The organism is Morococcus cerebrosus, assembly GCF_022749515.1.
Taxonomy (GTDB): Bacteria; Pseudomonadota; Gammaproteobacteria; order Burkholderiales; family Neisseriaceae; genus Neisseria; species Neisseria cerebrosa.
The window spans coordinates 2,292,012-2,308,000 of record NZ_CP094242.1; the positions used below are offsets into that span (position 1 = coordinate 2,292,012).

A 15,989-nucleotide genomic window follows, 5' to 3' on the forward strand; every position below is an offset into this window, starting at 1 on the left:
ACCCGGACAGAGTCCGCTTAGGCTTTACATTATCGCTGGAATCAGCGATTCCATGACTCTCACTATAATTGTTCCTTTCTAAAAAAACAAACTTTATTCACTTCCCCTTCTTCCCCCCTTACGCCACACCACCCTATCAACAACATAAGATTCTAAATATTTCCTTTATAAATCATATGGTAATACCGATTTTCCTATTGTTTGCATTTTTACAACACAGATTTCCCGAACGGTAGTTTTTTAGGACTGGCTGAGACCTTTGCAAAATTCCCCAAAATCCCCTAAATTCACACCAAGACATTTAGGGGATTTTCCATGAGCACCTTCTTCCGGCAAACCGCACAAGCCATGATCGCCAAACACATCGACCGCTTCCCATTATTGAAGTTGGATCAGGTGATTGATTGGCAACCGATCGAACAATACCTGAATCGTCAAAGAGCCCGTTACCTTCGAGACCACCGCGGCCGTCCCGCCTATCCACTGTTGTCCATGTTCAAAGCCGTCCTGCTCGGACAATGGCACAGCCTCTCCGATCCCGAACTCGAACACAGTCTCATCACCCGCATCGATTTCAACCTATTTTGCCGTTTTGACGAACTGAGCATCCCCGATTACAGCACCTTATGCCGCTACCGCAACTGGCTGGCGCAAGACGACACCCTGTCCGAATTGCTGGAACTGATTAACCGCCAACTGACCGAAAAAAACCTAAAAGTAGAGAAAGCATCCGCCGCCGTCATTGACGCCACCATTATTCAGACCGCCGGCAGCAAACAGCGTCAGGCCATAGAAGTCGATGAAGAAGGACAAGTCAGCGGCCAAACCACACCGAGTAAAGACAAAGATGCCCGCTGGACAAAGAAAAACGGTCTCTACAAACTCGGTTACAAACAACATACCCGTACCGATGAGGAAGGCTATATCGAGAAACTGCACATCACCCCCGCCAATACCCATGAGTGCAACCACCTGTCGCCTTTGCTGGAAGGCATTGCCGAAGGTACGACCGTCTATGCCGATAAAGGCTACGACAGTGCGGAAAACCGGCAACATCTGAAAGAACATCGGTTGCTGGACGGCATTATGCGCAAAGCCCACCGCAACCGTCCGCTGACGGAAGCGCAAACCAAACGCAACCGATATTTGTCGAAGACCCGTTATGTGGTCGAGCAAAGCTTTGGTACGCTGCACCGTAAATTCCGCTACGCCCGGGCAGCCTATTTTGGTCTGCTCAAAGTGAGTGCGCAAAGCCATCTGAAGGCGATGTGTTTAAACCTGTTGAAAGCGGCTAACAGGCTAAGTGTGCCTGTTGCCGCCTAAAAGGCGGCCCGGATGCCTGATTATCGGGTATTCGGGGAGGATTAAGGGGATATTTGGGTAAAATCAGGAGCAATTAGGGGCGGAAATAGACGAAAACCTGTGTTTGGGTTTCGGCTGTCGGGGGGAAGGGCTTTTTTGCAAAGGTCTCTGGCTGTTGTTTTTTGGCTAATTCAGGCAAGCGAGGAAACTGGAAACATCGTTCAGGTATTCATGCCTGTTTGACCCTGATAGGGCTTGCCGAGCATAAATATCTCCTGATCTGAGGTGGCTCTTATTCCAGCTCCGTAGTACAGGCTTTATCTGTGGGTTGGTTTATCGAAAAGAGAAAGGGTCGTCTGAAAAGAATGCGTACAGATTTCAAACAATTTTTTATAGTGTATGAAAATAAAAACAGGATATTTCAAATCTTCATTCCTGATTCGAAAGAAATATAAAAGCTTGAGTACGGTAATTTTTGAATATTTCTAAAAATCAATGCTTGGATTCCTGTTGGCGCGGGAATAGCCAGGCCTTTCTTTATTGAAGGGGAAAATAAGGCTTGACAGTATTTCAGACGACCTCACAGCCATTCGGGCATTTCGGGACGGATGATGCCAAACTCGGGCGGATAATCCACGCCGGTTAAGTACAATCCGTCAGGCATAAAGGTCGGCGGGGCTTTGAGGCGGCTGCGTTCTCCAATTAAGGTTTGAAATCCGGAAACACTAAGCCTGCCGCTGCCGACATAAACCAATGCGCCCATAATATTACGCACCATATGGTGCAGAAAGGCATTGCCGTGCAAATCCAGTTTGAGGAATTGCGGCGTACCGCTGATTTTTGCACTGTATAGGGTTTTGATGGGGGATTTTGCTTGGCATCCGGCAGCGCGAAAGCTGGAGAAATCATGTTCGCCTTCTAATAATAAGGCCGCCTGCTGCATTTTGTCAGGATCGAGCTTGAGATGCGTCCACCCTACCCTGCCTTGCAATATCGGGGAACGGACGGGAGATGATTCTAAAAGGTAACGATACCTTCTACCGTATGCGTCAAAGCGGGCGTTAAAATGGGAGGCCACTTGCTGTGCGAACAATACAGCCACACCTTCGGGAAGATGGGCATTGACGCCCCGCACCCATGCCTGCTCGGGACGGACTACTGTGGTATCGAAATGGACGACTTGTGCAGTGGCGTGTACGCCTGTGTCGGTACGCCCGGCAACTATGGTTCGGATGTTTTCACTCGCAATTTGACTGAGTGCATATTCTAAGGTCGTCTGAACAGTAGGCAAGTCGCCGGCTTGTTTTTGCCAGCCGTAAAATCGGCTGCCATCATAAGACAGGATTAATGCCCAACGGCAAACTGCGGGCTGCTTTGAAGAAGGAAACATCATAATCGGTGAAGGCTCGATATTCGAACAAAATCATACGAAAATTGCTTATCCGACAGTATAGCAATAAAAAAGATGCCGCTTTTAGAAACGGCATCTTTATTTTTCTTTCCCCAAAGGGATTGTCAGATTAATCAGCCTAACTCTGCCAACAAGGCTTTGGTTTTATCCAAGATATCGCCGGTAGCCTCTTCCATCAGCTCTTGCAAAGTTTCACGGGCTGCACCGGGGTCTCCAATTTCGACATACATTTTTGCCAATTCGTATTTGGCTTCTAAAGGAGCGGTCATTCCGACGGATTCGGAAATAAAGCCTGAGTCAAATGCCGACTTGCTTACTTCTTCATCAACTGTTAGGTTTTCCCATTCGATGGTCTCTTCTACTCCGTTACCTTGGGAATCAGCCAATCCGAAATCTTCGTCGCTTTCTTGGAAGGTAATGCCTTCATCTTGTTTGATTTCAAAAGGCTCTTCGGCTACGGCTTCATCGGCTGAGGTATCAACGGAAGCAAACTCTAAAGCCTCGTCCCCATTTAATTTTTCAGACGATGTTTGCTCAGATGTTGTGAACTCAGGCAGCGGCTCGATAGGCTGGGATTCGGTTTTTTCCGAGAAGAAGTCCCATCCTTCTTCTACTTCTTCAAAGTCTTTGACATTTTCTGCGCCAACAGTCTGCTCCTGCTGTTGAACCTCAGAAGCGTCGGAGGCTTCGTAGTCAAACTCCAAATCAGAAACTTCTTCCTCAACGGCGGATTCGGTATAAGAATACTCTTCCTCACCTACTGAGGCATCCGCCTCTTTGGTTTCTTCACTAGCGTCATGGAAAGACGTGTCAAAGTTTGATTGAACCTCATCAAATTGCTGAATATGAGCTGTATTATCAGGCTCTTCTACTGATTCCTCTTGATGTCTGCTTTCTATAACTACTGAAACCGGTTGATACGGATTCTCCGGCTCGGGCTCATAGACACTTTCTGTCGATTCAACAGAGTCCCAATCCAAATCACGGCGTTTTTCCGTTTCCTCATCCACGGTAACTGCGCTGGATACGATACCGACGTGCTTATCGTCAATATCATCGATATTGATATTGATCTCATCTTCAGCGGCTTCTTTGGCTGCATTGGGCTGTACAAAAAAAGCCTCGTCGTCAAAATCATCCTCGATAGACAGTCCGTCAGGCTCTTCTGTCGGAACAGCTTTCGCTTGAACAAACTGTTCGGGCTTCGCCTCGTCAGCTATCACGGTTTCTGCAAAGCTAATGTCGTCATCTTCTTCGTCATATCCTGCAGAAGGAACAGGTACGACAGGCGCGACAGCAGCTGCTTTTCGTTTGCCCAAAGCTTTCAGCAACAGCAACAATGCCAGCAGAGCACCGCCGCCGATTAACAGCCAGCACCACAATCCGCCATCTTCAGACGACTCTTCTACTGCTTCGTTTTGAGTATCGGAATTTTGCTGGGCAGCCAAAGCTTCTTCAACTTGGGCTTCCTGCGTAGATTTTGCCGTTTCACTTGCAGCGGTTTGTTCTGCGATGCCGGGTTGCAATACTTCCTCAGTGCCTACGGATGAAGCAGCTTGTTCTTGTGTTGCACCCTGTGGGGCGGAAGTGGCTGCTTGCGCCGGCTGTTGTTCAAGCTTGGCTTCTTTATTTGATTTGACCCCTTCGCCAGCCTTATCTTCACCTGCCTTATTTTCCGCAGATGCATTAGTTTTGGCGGCTTCTGGTTTTTCAGACGATGCCTTAGATGCTGCTGCGGTTTGCGGCTGCTGGTTGTCAGAAACAAGAGGTTTCTCGGCAGCCTGTTTGGCGGCTGCCTGTTTCATGTCGAATTGGGTCGGGATATTCAATACTTTTCCAGCCAACATATGGTCGGCATTTTTATTGATGAACACACCGGGGTTGGCTTTTACCAATGCCTGTATTGCCTGCTCGACCGTCATACCTTGAGGACGGATACGGGTCGCAATTTCAGTTAGGGTTTCACCTTGTTTGACTAAATGTCGTTTGCCATAGCGCGGCTCGCCCTGTACAGAAGGGGCTGCATTTTGCGTCTGTTTAGGCTGCACTTGGACATTTTTTGTTTTTTTATTGTCGATTCCTTCTTTACGCGTATTATTCGCAACATCTGCAGATGCATTTCCACTACGCAGCGCACGGTTAATCCGTTCGCGCGCGGCTTGACGGTCTATCTGCTGGGAAGCATATGCGGGAGGCGGCTCCTGACGAACGCGGGGCGTACTGTCGCCCTTGACCGAGTAATCAGCCGGATCGATGATTGCGGTATATTCTCGAGATTGAGAGCCGGTACTGACTTGGAAAATCAGCACAGGGTCTTTGATGGCTTTAGCCGAACGGATATTGATGACGGCACGATCGCCCGCTCTGTGGACGCTGGTTCTGAGGTTGGCATTGGATACGGAAGCTTTGCCGCCGTTAAACAATGCCTGTGCTTCTTCTCCAGTTACGGTGATGTTGCCGGAAAACGGCTCACCTAAATGCGATTGAACATTTAAACCGCCCAATCCTGCGTTTGCACCCACCGAAACCGCCAAGGCAACGGAGGCTGCGATAAGTTTGATTTTGTAATGTTTTTTCAAAACTTGTCCCCTATGAAATGAATCCTGCAGTACTGCCGAGTACTTAACCGTCTATTACGATATATTACGTTATGATATAGTCTAAGTCCCTAATCTGCCAAGTAACACTGTCATTTATGTTATCAAAAATGTCATAAACCGTTACTGTTTGCATCGGTGTGTTTCTTTTTTGCAAATCTATCGGGAACTTATTTTATCATTCCGTTTGCATTTTTAAAACCCTACAACAAACTGATGGCATATCAAACAAACCAAAGTTTCAGATTTGCGGTAATGCAAAAAACCGCAGCTGCCTGTATGATTGCCGTTTGATTGTTTGGTTTCCTCATTTTTGTTTTTTATATATGAAAATTCTGAGTGATTTATTGGCGGTAATTTTGTTTTTTCTGACTTATACGGTTACGAAAGACATGATTGCCGCGACAGCCGTAGCTTTGGTAGTCGGTGTTTTGCAGGCGGCCTTTACCTATTGGAAATTTAAAAAGCTGGATACGATGCAGTGGGTCGGATTGGTTTTAATCGTGGTATTCGGTGGGGCGACCATCCTGCTGAAAGATCCGCGATTCATCATGTGGAAACCGACCGTATTGTTTTGGATAGGTGCACTGGTCTTGCTTTTCAGCCACCTTGCCGGAAAAAACGGACTTAAGGCTACAATGGGCAAAGAACTCGAATTGTCCGATACCGTCTGGAATAATCTGACCTATGCTTGGATAGCGTTTCTCGTATTTATGGGCATAGCCAACTGGTTTGTATTCACTCATTTTGAAAGTCATTGGGTGAATTACAAGATGTTCGGTTCGACCGGACTGATGTTCGCTTTTTTTATCGCTCAAGGTATTTATTTGGGCAAACATTTACCGAAGGAGAATTAAGCAATGGAATTTTATATGCTTTTGGCCACTGATGCAGACGACGTGCATGAAGCCCGTATGGCTGCACGTCCTGATCATCTGAAACGTTTGGAAGCCCTGCAAGCCGAAGGGCGCCTTCTGACAGCCGGACCGAATCCTCTGCCCGACAATCCCGAACGCGTCTCCGGCAGCCTTATCGTCGCCAAATTCGCATCGCTTGACGAAGCCCAAGAATGGGCGGAACAAGATCCTTATGTCGCTGCGGGCGTATATGAGGAAGTTTTGATTAAGCCCTACAAAGCTGTTTTTAAATAATGGATATGCGTTCAGCAATAGAAGGTCGTCTGAAAACTCTAAACCCTCAGATATTCGAGTTTCAAGACGACAGCCATTTGCACAAAGGACACGCAGGCAATAAAGGCGGGGGGCATTATGCTGTAACCGTCGTCAGCGAGGCTTTCACCGGGATGAAACGTATCGAACGCCAACGCATGGTTCAAAACCTGCTCCAAGACCTGTTTGCCGGCGGTTTCATCCATGCCTTGAGCATTAAGGCGGCAACGCCCGACGAATATTTCCATTGAATTATCCGCAGTGTTTCAAATTAAAGAGAAGATTATGAGAAAAACCCATTTTACAGCCGCATTGGTTATGGCCGCCCTATCCGGCAGCCTGTTTGCCCAAACCCTGGTTACCGTCAACGGACAAGCCATCGACAGCAGCGTGATTGACGGACAAGTTGCCGCCTTGCGTGCTGAAAACAAACAAATCCAGGATTTGCCACAACTGCGACAAGAATTGACCAACCGCCAAGTTATCAGCACGGTTATCGCGCAAGAAGCCAGACGCCGCAAACTGGACCAAAGTGCGGAATTCAAAAAAGCCCTCGAACAAGCCCGTGCAGATGCGAAGAAACAAGGTGCGGACAAAAAACCGTCCTTCAAAACAGAATGGGCGGCATTTGAAGACGACCTGCTCGGACAAGCTCTGGCCATCGACGTATTGCGCAAAAATCCTGTCAACGAACAAGAAATTAAAAAATCCTACGATGAATTTGCCAAATTCTACCAAGGCAGTCAGGAAGTACGCCTAGGGGAAATCGTTACCCGAACTAAAGCCGACGGACAAAAAGCTGCTGCCGATTTGAAGGCGAAGAAGGCTTTTGCCGCAGTATTGAAACAATATTCGATTGATGAAGAAGCCAAAAAAGCAGGCGGTATTCCTCAAGCTTATGTTCCGCTGAAAGACTTGCAAGAAGCCGCACCGCCTCTGTACGCAGCAGTCAAAGACCTGAAAAAAGGTGAAGCGACATCCGAACCGCTGCAAGACGGTAATTCTTACGCCGTGTTTTACGTTGACGACCGCCGCGATGTCAAAGTTCCTGCCTTTAACGAAATCAAAGGCAACATAGCCCGCGACCTGAGTACTGCCCGCATTGACGACACTATGCGTGCGCTCTTGCAAAAAGCCGACATCAAACCTGCCAAATAACCTTTAAGCTTCCTATAACGGATAAGTAAAGGAAATTAAGCCGGATTCTTTTTGCGGCATTGATGCAATCCACCTAAAGGTCGTCTGAAACTATAACGTTTTTCAGACGACCTTTTCTACCTGCATTGCTGTCGAAACACTTTTGTATTTGAATCTGCCGTCAACCAATCTTTTGAAATAGAGATAAAGAACCGCTATGCGAGCCGTCATTCAAAAAGTGAGTTGTTCCCGTGTCGATGTATTGGACGGAAATCATAAGGAAACCTGCGCCGAAATCGATAACGGATTGATGATATTGCTCGGCGTTACCCACGACGATACCGAATTAGATGCGCGCTACATTGCCGACAAAGCCGCCAATCTGCGTATTTTCGAAGACGATGCCGGCAAATTGAACCTGTCCGTCAAAGATGTCGGCGGCTCAATCCTGCTGGTCTCCCAATTCACATTGTATGCCGATGCACGAAATGGCCGCCGCCCGTCTTTCTCGGCAGCCGCCCCTGCCGAACAGGCGCAAACGCTCTATCTGCATACCGCAGAACTATTGCGCGGACATGGTTTGAACGTACAAACCGGCCGCTTCCAAATGCATATGCAGGTCAGCCTGTGCAACGACGGCCCCGTTACCCTGCTGCTGGACTCGCAAAAACTGTTTTGACGAAAATCCTGCTGCAAGATATAGTGGATTAAAATAAAAATGAGACAAAGCGCCAACGTCCGCCGTGTACAAGGTAGTACATAAGGGCGTTGGCAACGCCGTATCATTGCAATTTTAATCCACTATAAAACAAGTATTGCCCTTGCCTAATATAATCCAAAGGTCGTCTGAAAAACCAAAAATTGGGTTTTCAGACGACCTTTTTCTATTCGCTTCTGACTCGAAGCCGACTCTATATCTTGCCGCTATTCCAACGTTCCACCCACTACCCGCGCGCCCAACGCTTCCTTCAAAGGCAAAGCGTTCAAGCGTTGCAAGGTCGTCTGAAATTCGGCGAACGGTATCGGTTCCGAACCGAAACGATGCATATGCAGGGTATCTTGCTGACAGTCAATCAACTCGATGCCCAATCCGGCAAGAAACGGGACGGCTCGCGCGAAGGCGATTTTGGAGGCATCCGGCTCAAGGGCGAACATGGATTCTCCGTAAAACACCCGTCCGATTTGTACGCCGTAAAAGCCGCCCGCCAGTTTCAGACGACCTGTTTCATCGGGATAGAAACATTCAAACGAATGCGCGTGCCCCAAGCGGTGCAGCTCGGTATAAGCGGCTTGGAATTCGGGAACAATCCATGTGCCGTCCTGACCGGGGCGCGGAAAGGCGGCGCAATGCGCAATGACGGTTTCGAAACATTGGTTGACCGTTACCCGATAGGGTTTGTTGCGCAAGGTTTTCGCCAACGAACGCCCGATATGCAGATTTTCAGGCACGATGACGGCGCGCGGATCTATGGTATGCCAAAAAAACCAGCCGTCTTCGCTGAACCACGGGAAAATCCCCTGCCGATACGCCGACAGCAGCCGTCCCGTGTCCAAATCGCGGCTGATACCGACCACGCCGTCGCATTCTTCCAGCGCGTAAAACGGGTCAGGAAAAGTGTAATCATTAGGGTAAAGCAAGGGGATACTCATTAAAAATCCTAAGGTATAGTGGATTAACTTTAAACCGGTACGGCGTTGCCTCGCTTTGTCCTGATTCAAATTTAATCCACTATATTATTCTGATTTGCAGCGGCATGATGTTCATGTTCCGCAAAAAATTTCAGACGACCCCAAATTTTCATCCGAGGTCGTCTGAACATCAAACATCTTTTAAAACGGGAATCAGCGTTTGCTCTTCGCTTGGCATTCGCCGCACACGCCGTACATATAAAGCGCGTGGTCAACGATGCGGTAGCCGTTTTCTTCCGCGATTTTGTCTTGCAAGGCTTCGATTTCAGGATTGTGGAATTCCGTTACCTCGCCGCATTTCACACAGACGATATGGTCGTGGTGGTCGCCTTTGTCCAATTCGTAAACCGCCTTGCCGGTTTCAAAATGGTGGCGCTGCAAAATGCCTGCCTGCTCGAACTGGGTCAACACGCGGTAAATCGTCGCTACGCCGATTTCCACACCCTCTTCCAGCAAAATACGGTACACATCTTCGGCACTCAAATGCTCTTCAGCATGCGACTCAAACAAATCCAAGATTTTCAAACGCGGACCGGTAACCTTCAAACCGCTGTCTTTCAATTGCGCAATATTGCTGAATTTTTCCATAATATTCAATATCCCTGTGAAGTAATAGACGTTATAATACGCAATTTCAGCCCGCTTGCCCACTATTACGCCATAGCGGTTTGCAATAAAACCTCAAGTTTTGTTTGCATACAAACGATAGCCGGCTGAAATTATAATCAAAGAGATGATTATCGTTTGCTTTTTCAAAAAATTCAAGCAATGATACCCTTCCACCCGAATTCGAACAGAAAGGCATATCCGTGAACAAACCCCTCTGTCTTGCCCTCGCCGCCCTCATCGGACTTTCCGCATGCAGCGCCGAACGCGTTTCCCTGTTCCCCTCCTACAAACTCAAAGTCATCCAAGGCAACGAACTTGATCCCCGCGCCGTCGTCTCCCTCCAAGCAGGCATGAGCCGCGACCAAGTCCAACTCCTGCTTGGCACCCCGCTGCTGCGCGACGCATTCCATGCCGACCGCTGGGACTACACCTTCAATACCAGCCGCAACGGCATCATCAAAGACCGCAGCAACCTCACCGTTTATTTTGAAAACGACGTCCTTGTCCGCGCAGAAGGCGATGCCATCCAAAAATCCATCGAAACCCTCCAAGCCGAACAAAAAGCAGCCCAAACTGCACAATAATCATAAGGAAAACGCATGAGCGCATTGAAAATCGCCATCGCCGGCGTCAACGGCCGCATGGGGCGCGTATTGGTTGAAGCCGTCAACAACCATCCCGACACCGTCCTCTCCGGCGCACTCGAACATTCAGGTTCCGAAGTCTTAGGCTTGGACGCAGGTTTCGCCTCCGGCATCAAAACCGGCATCGCCATTTCAGACGACGTTGATACCGTCCTCGCCCAAAGCGACGTACTCATCGACTTCACCCGCCCCGAGCCGACCCTCAAACATCTGCAAAAATGCGTTGAAAAAGGCGTCAACATCATCATCGGCACCACCGGTTTCGACGACGCAGGCAAAGCCGCCATCCGAGCCGCAGGCGAAAAAACAGGCGTCGTCTTCGCCGCCAACTTCAGCGTCGGCGTCAACCTCACCTTCCACATCCTCGACACCGTCGCCCGCGTCCTCAACGAAGGCTACGACATCGAAATCATCGAAGGCCACCACCGCCACAAAGTCGACGCCCCCAGCGGCACCGCCCTGCGCATGGGCGAAGTCATCGCCGACGCACTCGGCCGCGACCTCAAACAATGCGCCGTTTACGGCCGCGAAGGCCACACCGGCCCACGCGATCCCTCTACCATCGGCTTCGCCACCGTCCGCGCAGGCGACATCGTCGGCGACCACACCGTCCTCTTTGCCACCGACGGCGAACGCGTCGAAATCACCCACAAAGCCAGCAGCCGCATGACCTTCGCCGCCGGCGCCGTCCGCGCCGCAGTTTGGGTCAACGGCAAAACAGGTTTGTACGATATGCAGGACGTTTTGGGATTGAAAAACCGCTAAAGCCGTTTTCATCCGCATGACACAAAAAGGTCGTCTGAAAAATGTTTTTCAGACGACCCTTTTGATTATTTACAGCAATCAGTTTACACCGATACGTCAACCTTTTTATTCCTTCACAAAACTTACGCCGTGAAGATGGGAATTGAGGATGGCAGTCCGTAAGGCAGTCAATGCTTTGGGGCGGACGAAGTTCCGACGGTATGCCAAAACGACGCGACGGTGCGGTACGGAGCCTGAAAACGGGATGATGCTGAAGAGCAAATGGTCGTTTTCGGTCAGTGCGGTAGCGGGCATGACGCTGATGGCGAGACCGCTGGCAACCATGTGTCGGATGGTGTTGATGGAGCTGCCTTGCAGGGTGTTGGTCAGACCTTGGATTTTCTGCTTGGCGGCAAGCTCGGAACAGCTTGATAAAACTTGGTCGCGCATACAGTTGCCTTCCGTCAGCAACAAGACCTGCTCTTCGCCCAACATCTGCGGGGTAACGGCATCGAGTTCTTCGAAATGGTGTCCTTTGGGGACGATGACGAAGAAAGGCTCGTCATACAGCGGCTCGGTGACGATACCCGGCTCTTGGAAGGGTTCTGCGACTACGATGGCATCGACGTCGCCGCGTTTGAGCGATTCGGTCAGGATGTGCGTGTAGTTCTCTTCAAGCATCAGGGGCATTTTCGGCGCGGTTTCGCGCAGGGAAATGATGAGCTTGGGCAGAAGGTAGGGGGCGACGGTAAAAATCAGACCGAGTTTGAATGCGCCTTCCAATTCGTTTTGCTCTTCGCTGGCAAGGTGCTTGATCAGCTCGGCTTCTTCCAGCACGCGGCGGGCTTGGGCAACGATGCGCTCGCCCGCTTCGGTGGTGATGATGTCGTTGCTGCTGCGGTCAAACAGGGATACCGACAGCTCTTCCTCCAGCTTTTTGATGGCAATGGAAAGGGTGGGCTGGCTGACAAAGCAGCGGCGTGCGGCACGTCCGAAATGACGCTCCTGCGCGACGGCTACGATGTAACGCAATTCGGTCAAGGTCATGTGTTAAGCCTTTTTCTGTTCCGTTTTTTGTTCAGGCAGGGTGATGTTCAATTCGAGAACATCCATACCGTCCTGCTTTTCTTGGGAAATGCGGATGTCGTCCAAAGAAACGTTGACGTATTTGGACAATACTTCCAGCAATTCTTTGCGCAGGGTCGGCAGATAGTCGGGGGCTTTCCCTTCTTGCGCGCGTTCTTGAGCAATGATGATTTGCAGGCGGTCACGCGCGACGGCGGCGGTTTTCGGCTTTCTGCCGAACAACATATCTATTAATGACATGGCTTAGCCTCCGAACAGTCGTTTGAAGAAGCCTTTTTTCTCAGCTTCAAGGAAACGCATTTCGCGGTTTTCACCCAAGAGGCGCGCGATGACGTCTTTGTAGGCTTCGGCAGCGGAAACGCTGTTTTGGTGGATGACGGGTTCGCCGGCATTGGATGCTTGCAGGACGTTTTGCGATTCGGGAATGACACCGATGAGCGGGATGCGCAGGATGTCGCAAATATCTTGTACGGACAGCATTTCGCCTTTGTTGACGCGTTCGGGAGAATAGCGGGTAATCAGCAGGTGTTCTTTGACCGTACCGCCTTGTTCGGCTTTGCGGGATTTGCTTTGCAGGATGCCCAAGATACGGTCGGAGTCGCGGACGCTGGATACTTCGGGGTTGGTTGTAACGATGGCTTCGTCGGCGAAGTAGAGTGCCATCAATGCGCCCTGTTCAATACCGGCGGGAGAGTCGCAGATGATGTATTCGAATCCCATTTTGTCACTGCTCAATTCCTGCATGACTTTCTCAACGCCTTCACGGGTCAGTGCGTCTTTGTCGCGGGTTTGCGATGCAGGCAGAATGAAGAGGTTTTCGCAGTTTTTGTCTTTAATCAGTGCCTGGGTGAGCGTGGCTTCACCCTGGATGACGTTAATCAGGTCATACACAACGCGTCGTTCGCAACCCATAATCAGATCGAGGTTACGCAAACCGACGTCAAAGTCGATAACGGCAGTCTTGTGGCCTCGCAATGCCAATCCGGCTGCAATACTGGCGCTGGTCGTGGTTTTACCTACGCCGCCTTTACCTGATGTTACTACGATGATTTTTGTCACGATATTTCCTTTCAAATTTTGGAACGGTTAATCTGTGTCGATTGCGCTGATAACCAAACGGTTGTCTTGCAATGAAACCTGTACGGCTTTTTTGTGCAGGTGGTCGGGCAGGTCTTGTTCGAAATTGCGGTAGATGCCCGCTACGGAGACCAGCTCCGCCTGCATGGAGTGAATAAAGATGCGCGCGTTGGTGTTGCCTTTCGCGCCTGCCAGCGCCCTGCCGCGCATGGGTGCATAGACGTGAATGTTTCCGTCGGCAATGAGTTCCGCACCTTCACTGACGATGCCGGTTACGATAAGGTCGCCGTTTTCCGCATAAACCTGCTGTCCGGTGCGGACGGGGGTGCTGATGAGGACGGTCGGGTTATTGATGACGGTTGCCTGAACGGGGGCAGGCTCTTGGTTGATTTTGGGTTGTTGCGGCTCGGATTTGTCGCTGCGGCTGAAAACCAAATGATAACGTGCAGCAAAAGACGACCAACTTTCACTTTCATGGCGCAGCCCTAAAATCTGCATGCCATAACGGGCAAAAAGGGTCAGCATGGCTCCGATGTCCAATGACTCGGGATGATCGAAATCCTGTACGTCTAAAACAAAAGGAACAATATCCAATTCTTGATACTGACCGGCGCGCTGGCGCAAAAATTCTTCCAGTTCGGTCAAGTCTGCGGTATGCAGGTGAATAGCCAGTACGTCAAGCCGGGCTGACTTTATGTCGAAGGCGGGTTTCATAGTGAGTAAATCATAAAATTTTTTAATTGTATAAGTTTACCGTGTAAATCTTGGCTATTCAATCCGTTTGGGTCGTCTGAAGTGAAATTTCCCATTCTCTTCTGAATTTCATGAGAAATCGATATAGGTTAATCAAAGTTACAAAGTGGTACAAAAACGACAAAGGTCGTCTGAAAACCAATTTTCCGGTTTTCAGACGACCTTTTCTTTATTATCTGCCTACCTTATTCGGGACGCATCTGCGGGAACAAAATCACGTCGCGGATGGTTTGCGAATCGGTCAGCAGCATCACCAGGCGGTCGATGCCGATGCCGCAACCGCCTGTCGGCGGCAGGCCGAATTCCATCGCGCGGATGTAGTCGGCATCGTAGTGCATGGCTTCGTCGTCGCCCGCGTCTTTTTGCGCCACTTGCGCTTTGAAGCGTTCGGCTTGGTCTTCGGGGTCGTTCAACTCGGAATAGCCGTTTGCCAGCTCGCGGCCGACAACGAACAATTCGAAACGCTCAGTCAGACCTTGTTTCGTATCCGAAGCGCGTGCCAACGGGGAAACTTCGACCGGGTAATCGACGATGAAGGTCGGGTTCCACAGTTTGCCCTCGGCACAACCTTCAAACAGGGCAAGCTGCAGGCTGCCGATGCCGGGGGACGGCGGCAGGCTTTCGCCGTGTTTGACGATTTCTTTTTTCAGCCACTCCGCATCGTTCAACTGCTCGTCGGTGTAGTGCGGATTGTATTTTTTGATGGCTTCGAGAATGGTCAGGCGTTCGAACGGGCTTTCCAAATCGACTTCTTTGCCGTTGTAGCTGATTTTCGCCGTGCCGTTGACCGTGCGCGATGCGTTGCGGATGATGTCTTCCGCCATCTGCATCATGCGTTCGTAGTCGGAGAAAGCTTCGTAGAATTCAATCATGGTGAATTCGGGGTTGTGGCGCACGGACATGCCTTCGTTGCGGAAGCTGCGGTTGATCTCGAACACGCGCTCCAAACCGCCAACCACCAAGCGTTTCAGATACAACTCGGGGGCAATGCGCAGGTAGAGCGGGATGTCCAAAGCGTTGTGGTGGGTCACGAACGGTTTCGCCGTCGCGCCGCCGGGAATCGGGTGCATCATCGGAGTTTCGACTTCGAGATAATGCTCGTTCACCATGAAATTACGCACGGATTGGATGATTTGGCTGCGTTTGATAAACGTATTGCGCGATTCTTCGTTGGCAATCAAATCGACGTAGCGTTGGCGGTATTTGGTTTCCTGATCGCTCAAGCCTTTGTGTTTGTCGGGCAGCGGGCGCAGGGATTTGGACAGCAGGCGGATGTCGGACACGCGCACGGTCAATTCGCCGTGGTTGGTTTTGAACAAAGTGCCTTCCGCGCCGACGATGTCGCCCAAGTCCCAATGGTTGAAATCGTCCAAAACTTCCTGACTCACGCCTTTGTTGTTCAGATAAAGCTGGATTTGGCCGGTCACGTCTTGGATGGTGGCAAAGCTCGCCTTGCCCATTTGACGCTTCAGCATCATGCGGCCGGCAATTTTGACGGGAACGGCTTGCGGGTCGAGTTCTTCTTTGCTGATTTCGCCGTATTGGGCGTGCAAATCGGCGGCAAAGCTGTCTCGCTTGAAGTCGTTGGGATAGGCAATGCGCTGTTGGCGGATGTTGTGCAGTTTTTCACGGCGCAGGGCGATGATTTGGTTTTCGTCCAACTGCGGCTCGGTTTGCGGATTGTTTTGTTCGCTCATGGTGTTTTCCGGAAAAATAAATCAGGCGCAATCTGTTTCAGACGACCTGATTGAATCACAAAATTTGCGCATAT

At 50.1% G+C, this 15,989-nt stretch carries 17 protein-coding genes; 8 read left to right on the forward strand and 9 right to left on the reverse strand.

Features of this window, described 5'->3' with window-relative positions:
- The first annotated feature begins 315 nt into the window (after positions 1–315).
- On the forward strand, positions 316–1,323 hold the full coding sequence (locus MON37_RS10810) for an IS5 family transposase (RefSeq protein WP_242883552.1): 1,008 nt from the start codon (positions 316–318) through the stop codon (positions 1,321–1,323).
- Between the two features lie 559 nt (positions 1,324–1,882).
- Here the strand turns inward: MON37_RS10810 and truA are convergent.
- Positions 1,883–2,695, reverse strand: a complete 813-nt coding sequence (gene truA, locus MON37_RS10815; RefSeq protein ID WP_052242813.1) for a tRNA pseudouridine(38-40) synthase TruA — start codon at positions 2,693–2,695, stop codon at positions 1,883–1,885.
- A gap of 131 nt (positions 2,696–2,826) precedes the next feature.
- Positions 2,827–5,292: a FimV/HubP family polar landmark protein gene (locus tag MON37_RS10820; protein WP_039406029.1), complete on the reverse strand. Its 2,466-nt coding sequence runs from the start codon at positions 5,290–5,292 to the stop codon at positions 2,827–2,829.
- A 344-nt stretch (positions 5,293–5,636) separates the two neighbouring features.
- Here MON37_RS10820 and MON37_RS10825 point away from each other — a divergent pair, with 344 nt between their 5' ends.
- The 5 genes from MON37_RS10825 (at position 5,637) to dtd (ending at position 8,295) form a co-directional block, all read left to right on the forward strand.
- Positions 5,637–6,167 (forward strand): septation protein A, encoded by a 531-nt coding sequence (locus MON37_RS10825; RefSeq protein WP_039406027.1) that lies wholly within the window; start codon positions 5,637–5,639, stop codon positions 6,165–6,167.
- A gap of 3 nt (positions 6,168–6,170) precedes the next feature.
- Positions 6,171–6,461, forward strand: a complete 291-nt coding sequence (locus tag MON37_RS10830; protein WP_016686941.1) for a YciI family protein — start codon at positions 6,171–6,173, stop codon at positions 6,459–6,461.
- A complete protein-coding gene (locus MON37_RS10835; protein WP_003742784.1) occupies positions 6,461–6,730 on the forward strand; it encodes a BolA family protein in 270 nt (89 codons plus the stop codon). Before MON37_RS10830 ends, MON37_RS10835 begins: the two co-directional genes overlap by 1 nt.
- 34 nt (positions 6,731–6,764) lie before the next feature.
- The gene (locus MON37_RS10840; RefSeq protein WP_039406024.1) at positions 6,765–7,637 is read left to right on the forward strand and encodes a peptidyl-prolyl cis-trans isomerase; all 873 of its coding nucleotides are present in this window, start codon (positions 6,765–6,767) and stop codon (positions 7,635–7,637) included.
- Between the two features lie 196 nt (positions 7,638–7,833).
- Positions 7,834–8,295 (forward strand): D-aminoacyl-tRNA deacylase, encoded by a 462-nt coding sequence (gene dtd / locus MON37_RS10845; protein ID WP_039406022.1) that lies wholly within the window; start codon positions 7,834–7,836, stop codon positions 8,293–8,295.
- 245 nt (positions 8,296–8,540) lie between these two features.
- Here dtd and aat read toward each other — a convergent pair whose 3' ends face one another.
- Positions 8,541–9,266, reverse strand: coding sequence for a leucyl/phenylalanyl-tRNA--protein transferase (gene aat / locus MON37_RS10850; RefSeq protein WP_039406020.1), 726 nt, complete (start codon positions 9,264–9,266; stop codon positions 8,541–8,543).
- Between the two features lie 192 nt (positions 9,267–9,458).
- Positions 9,459–9,956, reverse strand: a complete 498-nt coding sequence (fur, locus tag MON37_RS10855; RefSeq protein WP_003766333.1) for a ferric iron uptake transcriptional regulator — start codon at positions 9,954–9,956, stop codon at positions 9,459–9,461.
- A 158-nt stretch (positions 9,957–10,114) separates the two neighbouring features.
- Between fur and MON37_RS10860 the strand changes: the two genes are divergently transcribed.
- Positions 10,115–10,498 carry an outer membrane protein assembly factor BamE gene (locus MON37_RS10860; protein ID WP_003757199.1) on the forward strand — a complete coding sequence of 128 codons (384 nt, stop codon included), beginning with the start codon at positions 10,115–10,117 and terminating at the stop codon, positions 10,496–10,498.
- Positions 10,499–10,513: 15 nt separating this feature from the next.
- Positions 10,514–11,323, forward strand: coding sequence for a 4-hydroxy-tetrahydrodipicolinate reductase (gene dapB / locus MON37_RS10865; protein WP_039406016.1), 810 nt, complete (start codon positions 10,514–10,516; stop codon positions 11,321–11,323).
- A 105-nt stretch (positions 11,324–11,428) separates the two neighbouring features.
- Here dapB and MON37_RS10870 read toward each other — a convergent pair whose 3' ends face one another.
- From MON37_RS10870 to lysS, 5 genes are all read right to left on the reverse strand, one after another.
- Positions 11,429–12,349 (reverse strand): hydrogen peroxide-inducible genes activator, encoded by a 921-nt coding sequence (locus MON37_RS10870; RefSeq protein ID WP_003742769.1) that lies wholly within the window; start codon positions 12,347–12,349, stop codon positions 11,429–11,431.
- A gap of 3 nt (positions 12,350–12,352) precedes the next feature.
- Positions 12,353–12,628 carry a cell division topological specificity factor MinE gene (gene minE / locus MON37_RS10875; RefSeq protein ID WP_003742768.1) on the reverse strand — a complete coding sequence of 92 codons (276 nt, stop codon included), beginning with the start codon at positions 12,626–12,628 and terminating at the stop codon, positions 12,353–12,355.
- A gap of 3 nt (positions 12,629–12,631) precedes the next feature.
- A complete protein-coding gene (minD, locus tag MON37_RS10880; protein WP_039406013.1) occupies positions 12,632–13,447 on the reverse strand; it encodes a septum site-determining protein MinD in 816 nt (271 codons plus the stop codon).
- A gap of 27 nt (positions 13,448–13,474) precedes the next feature.
- Positions 13,475–14,179 (reverse strand): septum site-determining protein MinC, encoded by a 705-nt coding sequence (gene minC / locus MON37_RS10885; protein ID WP_039406010.1) that lies wholly within the window; start codon positions 14,177–14,179, stop codon positions 13,475–13,477.
- Positions 14,180–14,403: 224 nt separating this feature from the next.
- The gene (gene lysS / locus MON37_RS10890) at positions 14,404–15,915 is read right to left on the reverse strand and encodes a lysine--tRNA ligase (RefSeq protein WP_039406007.1); all 1,512 of its coding nucleotides are present in this window, start codon (positions 15,913–15,915) and stop codon (positions 14,404–14,406) included.
- Between the last annotated feature and the right edge of the window lie 74 nt (positions 15,916–15,989).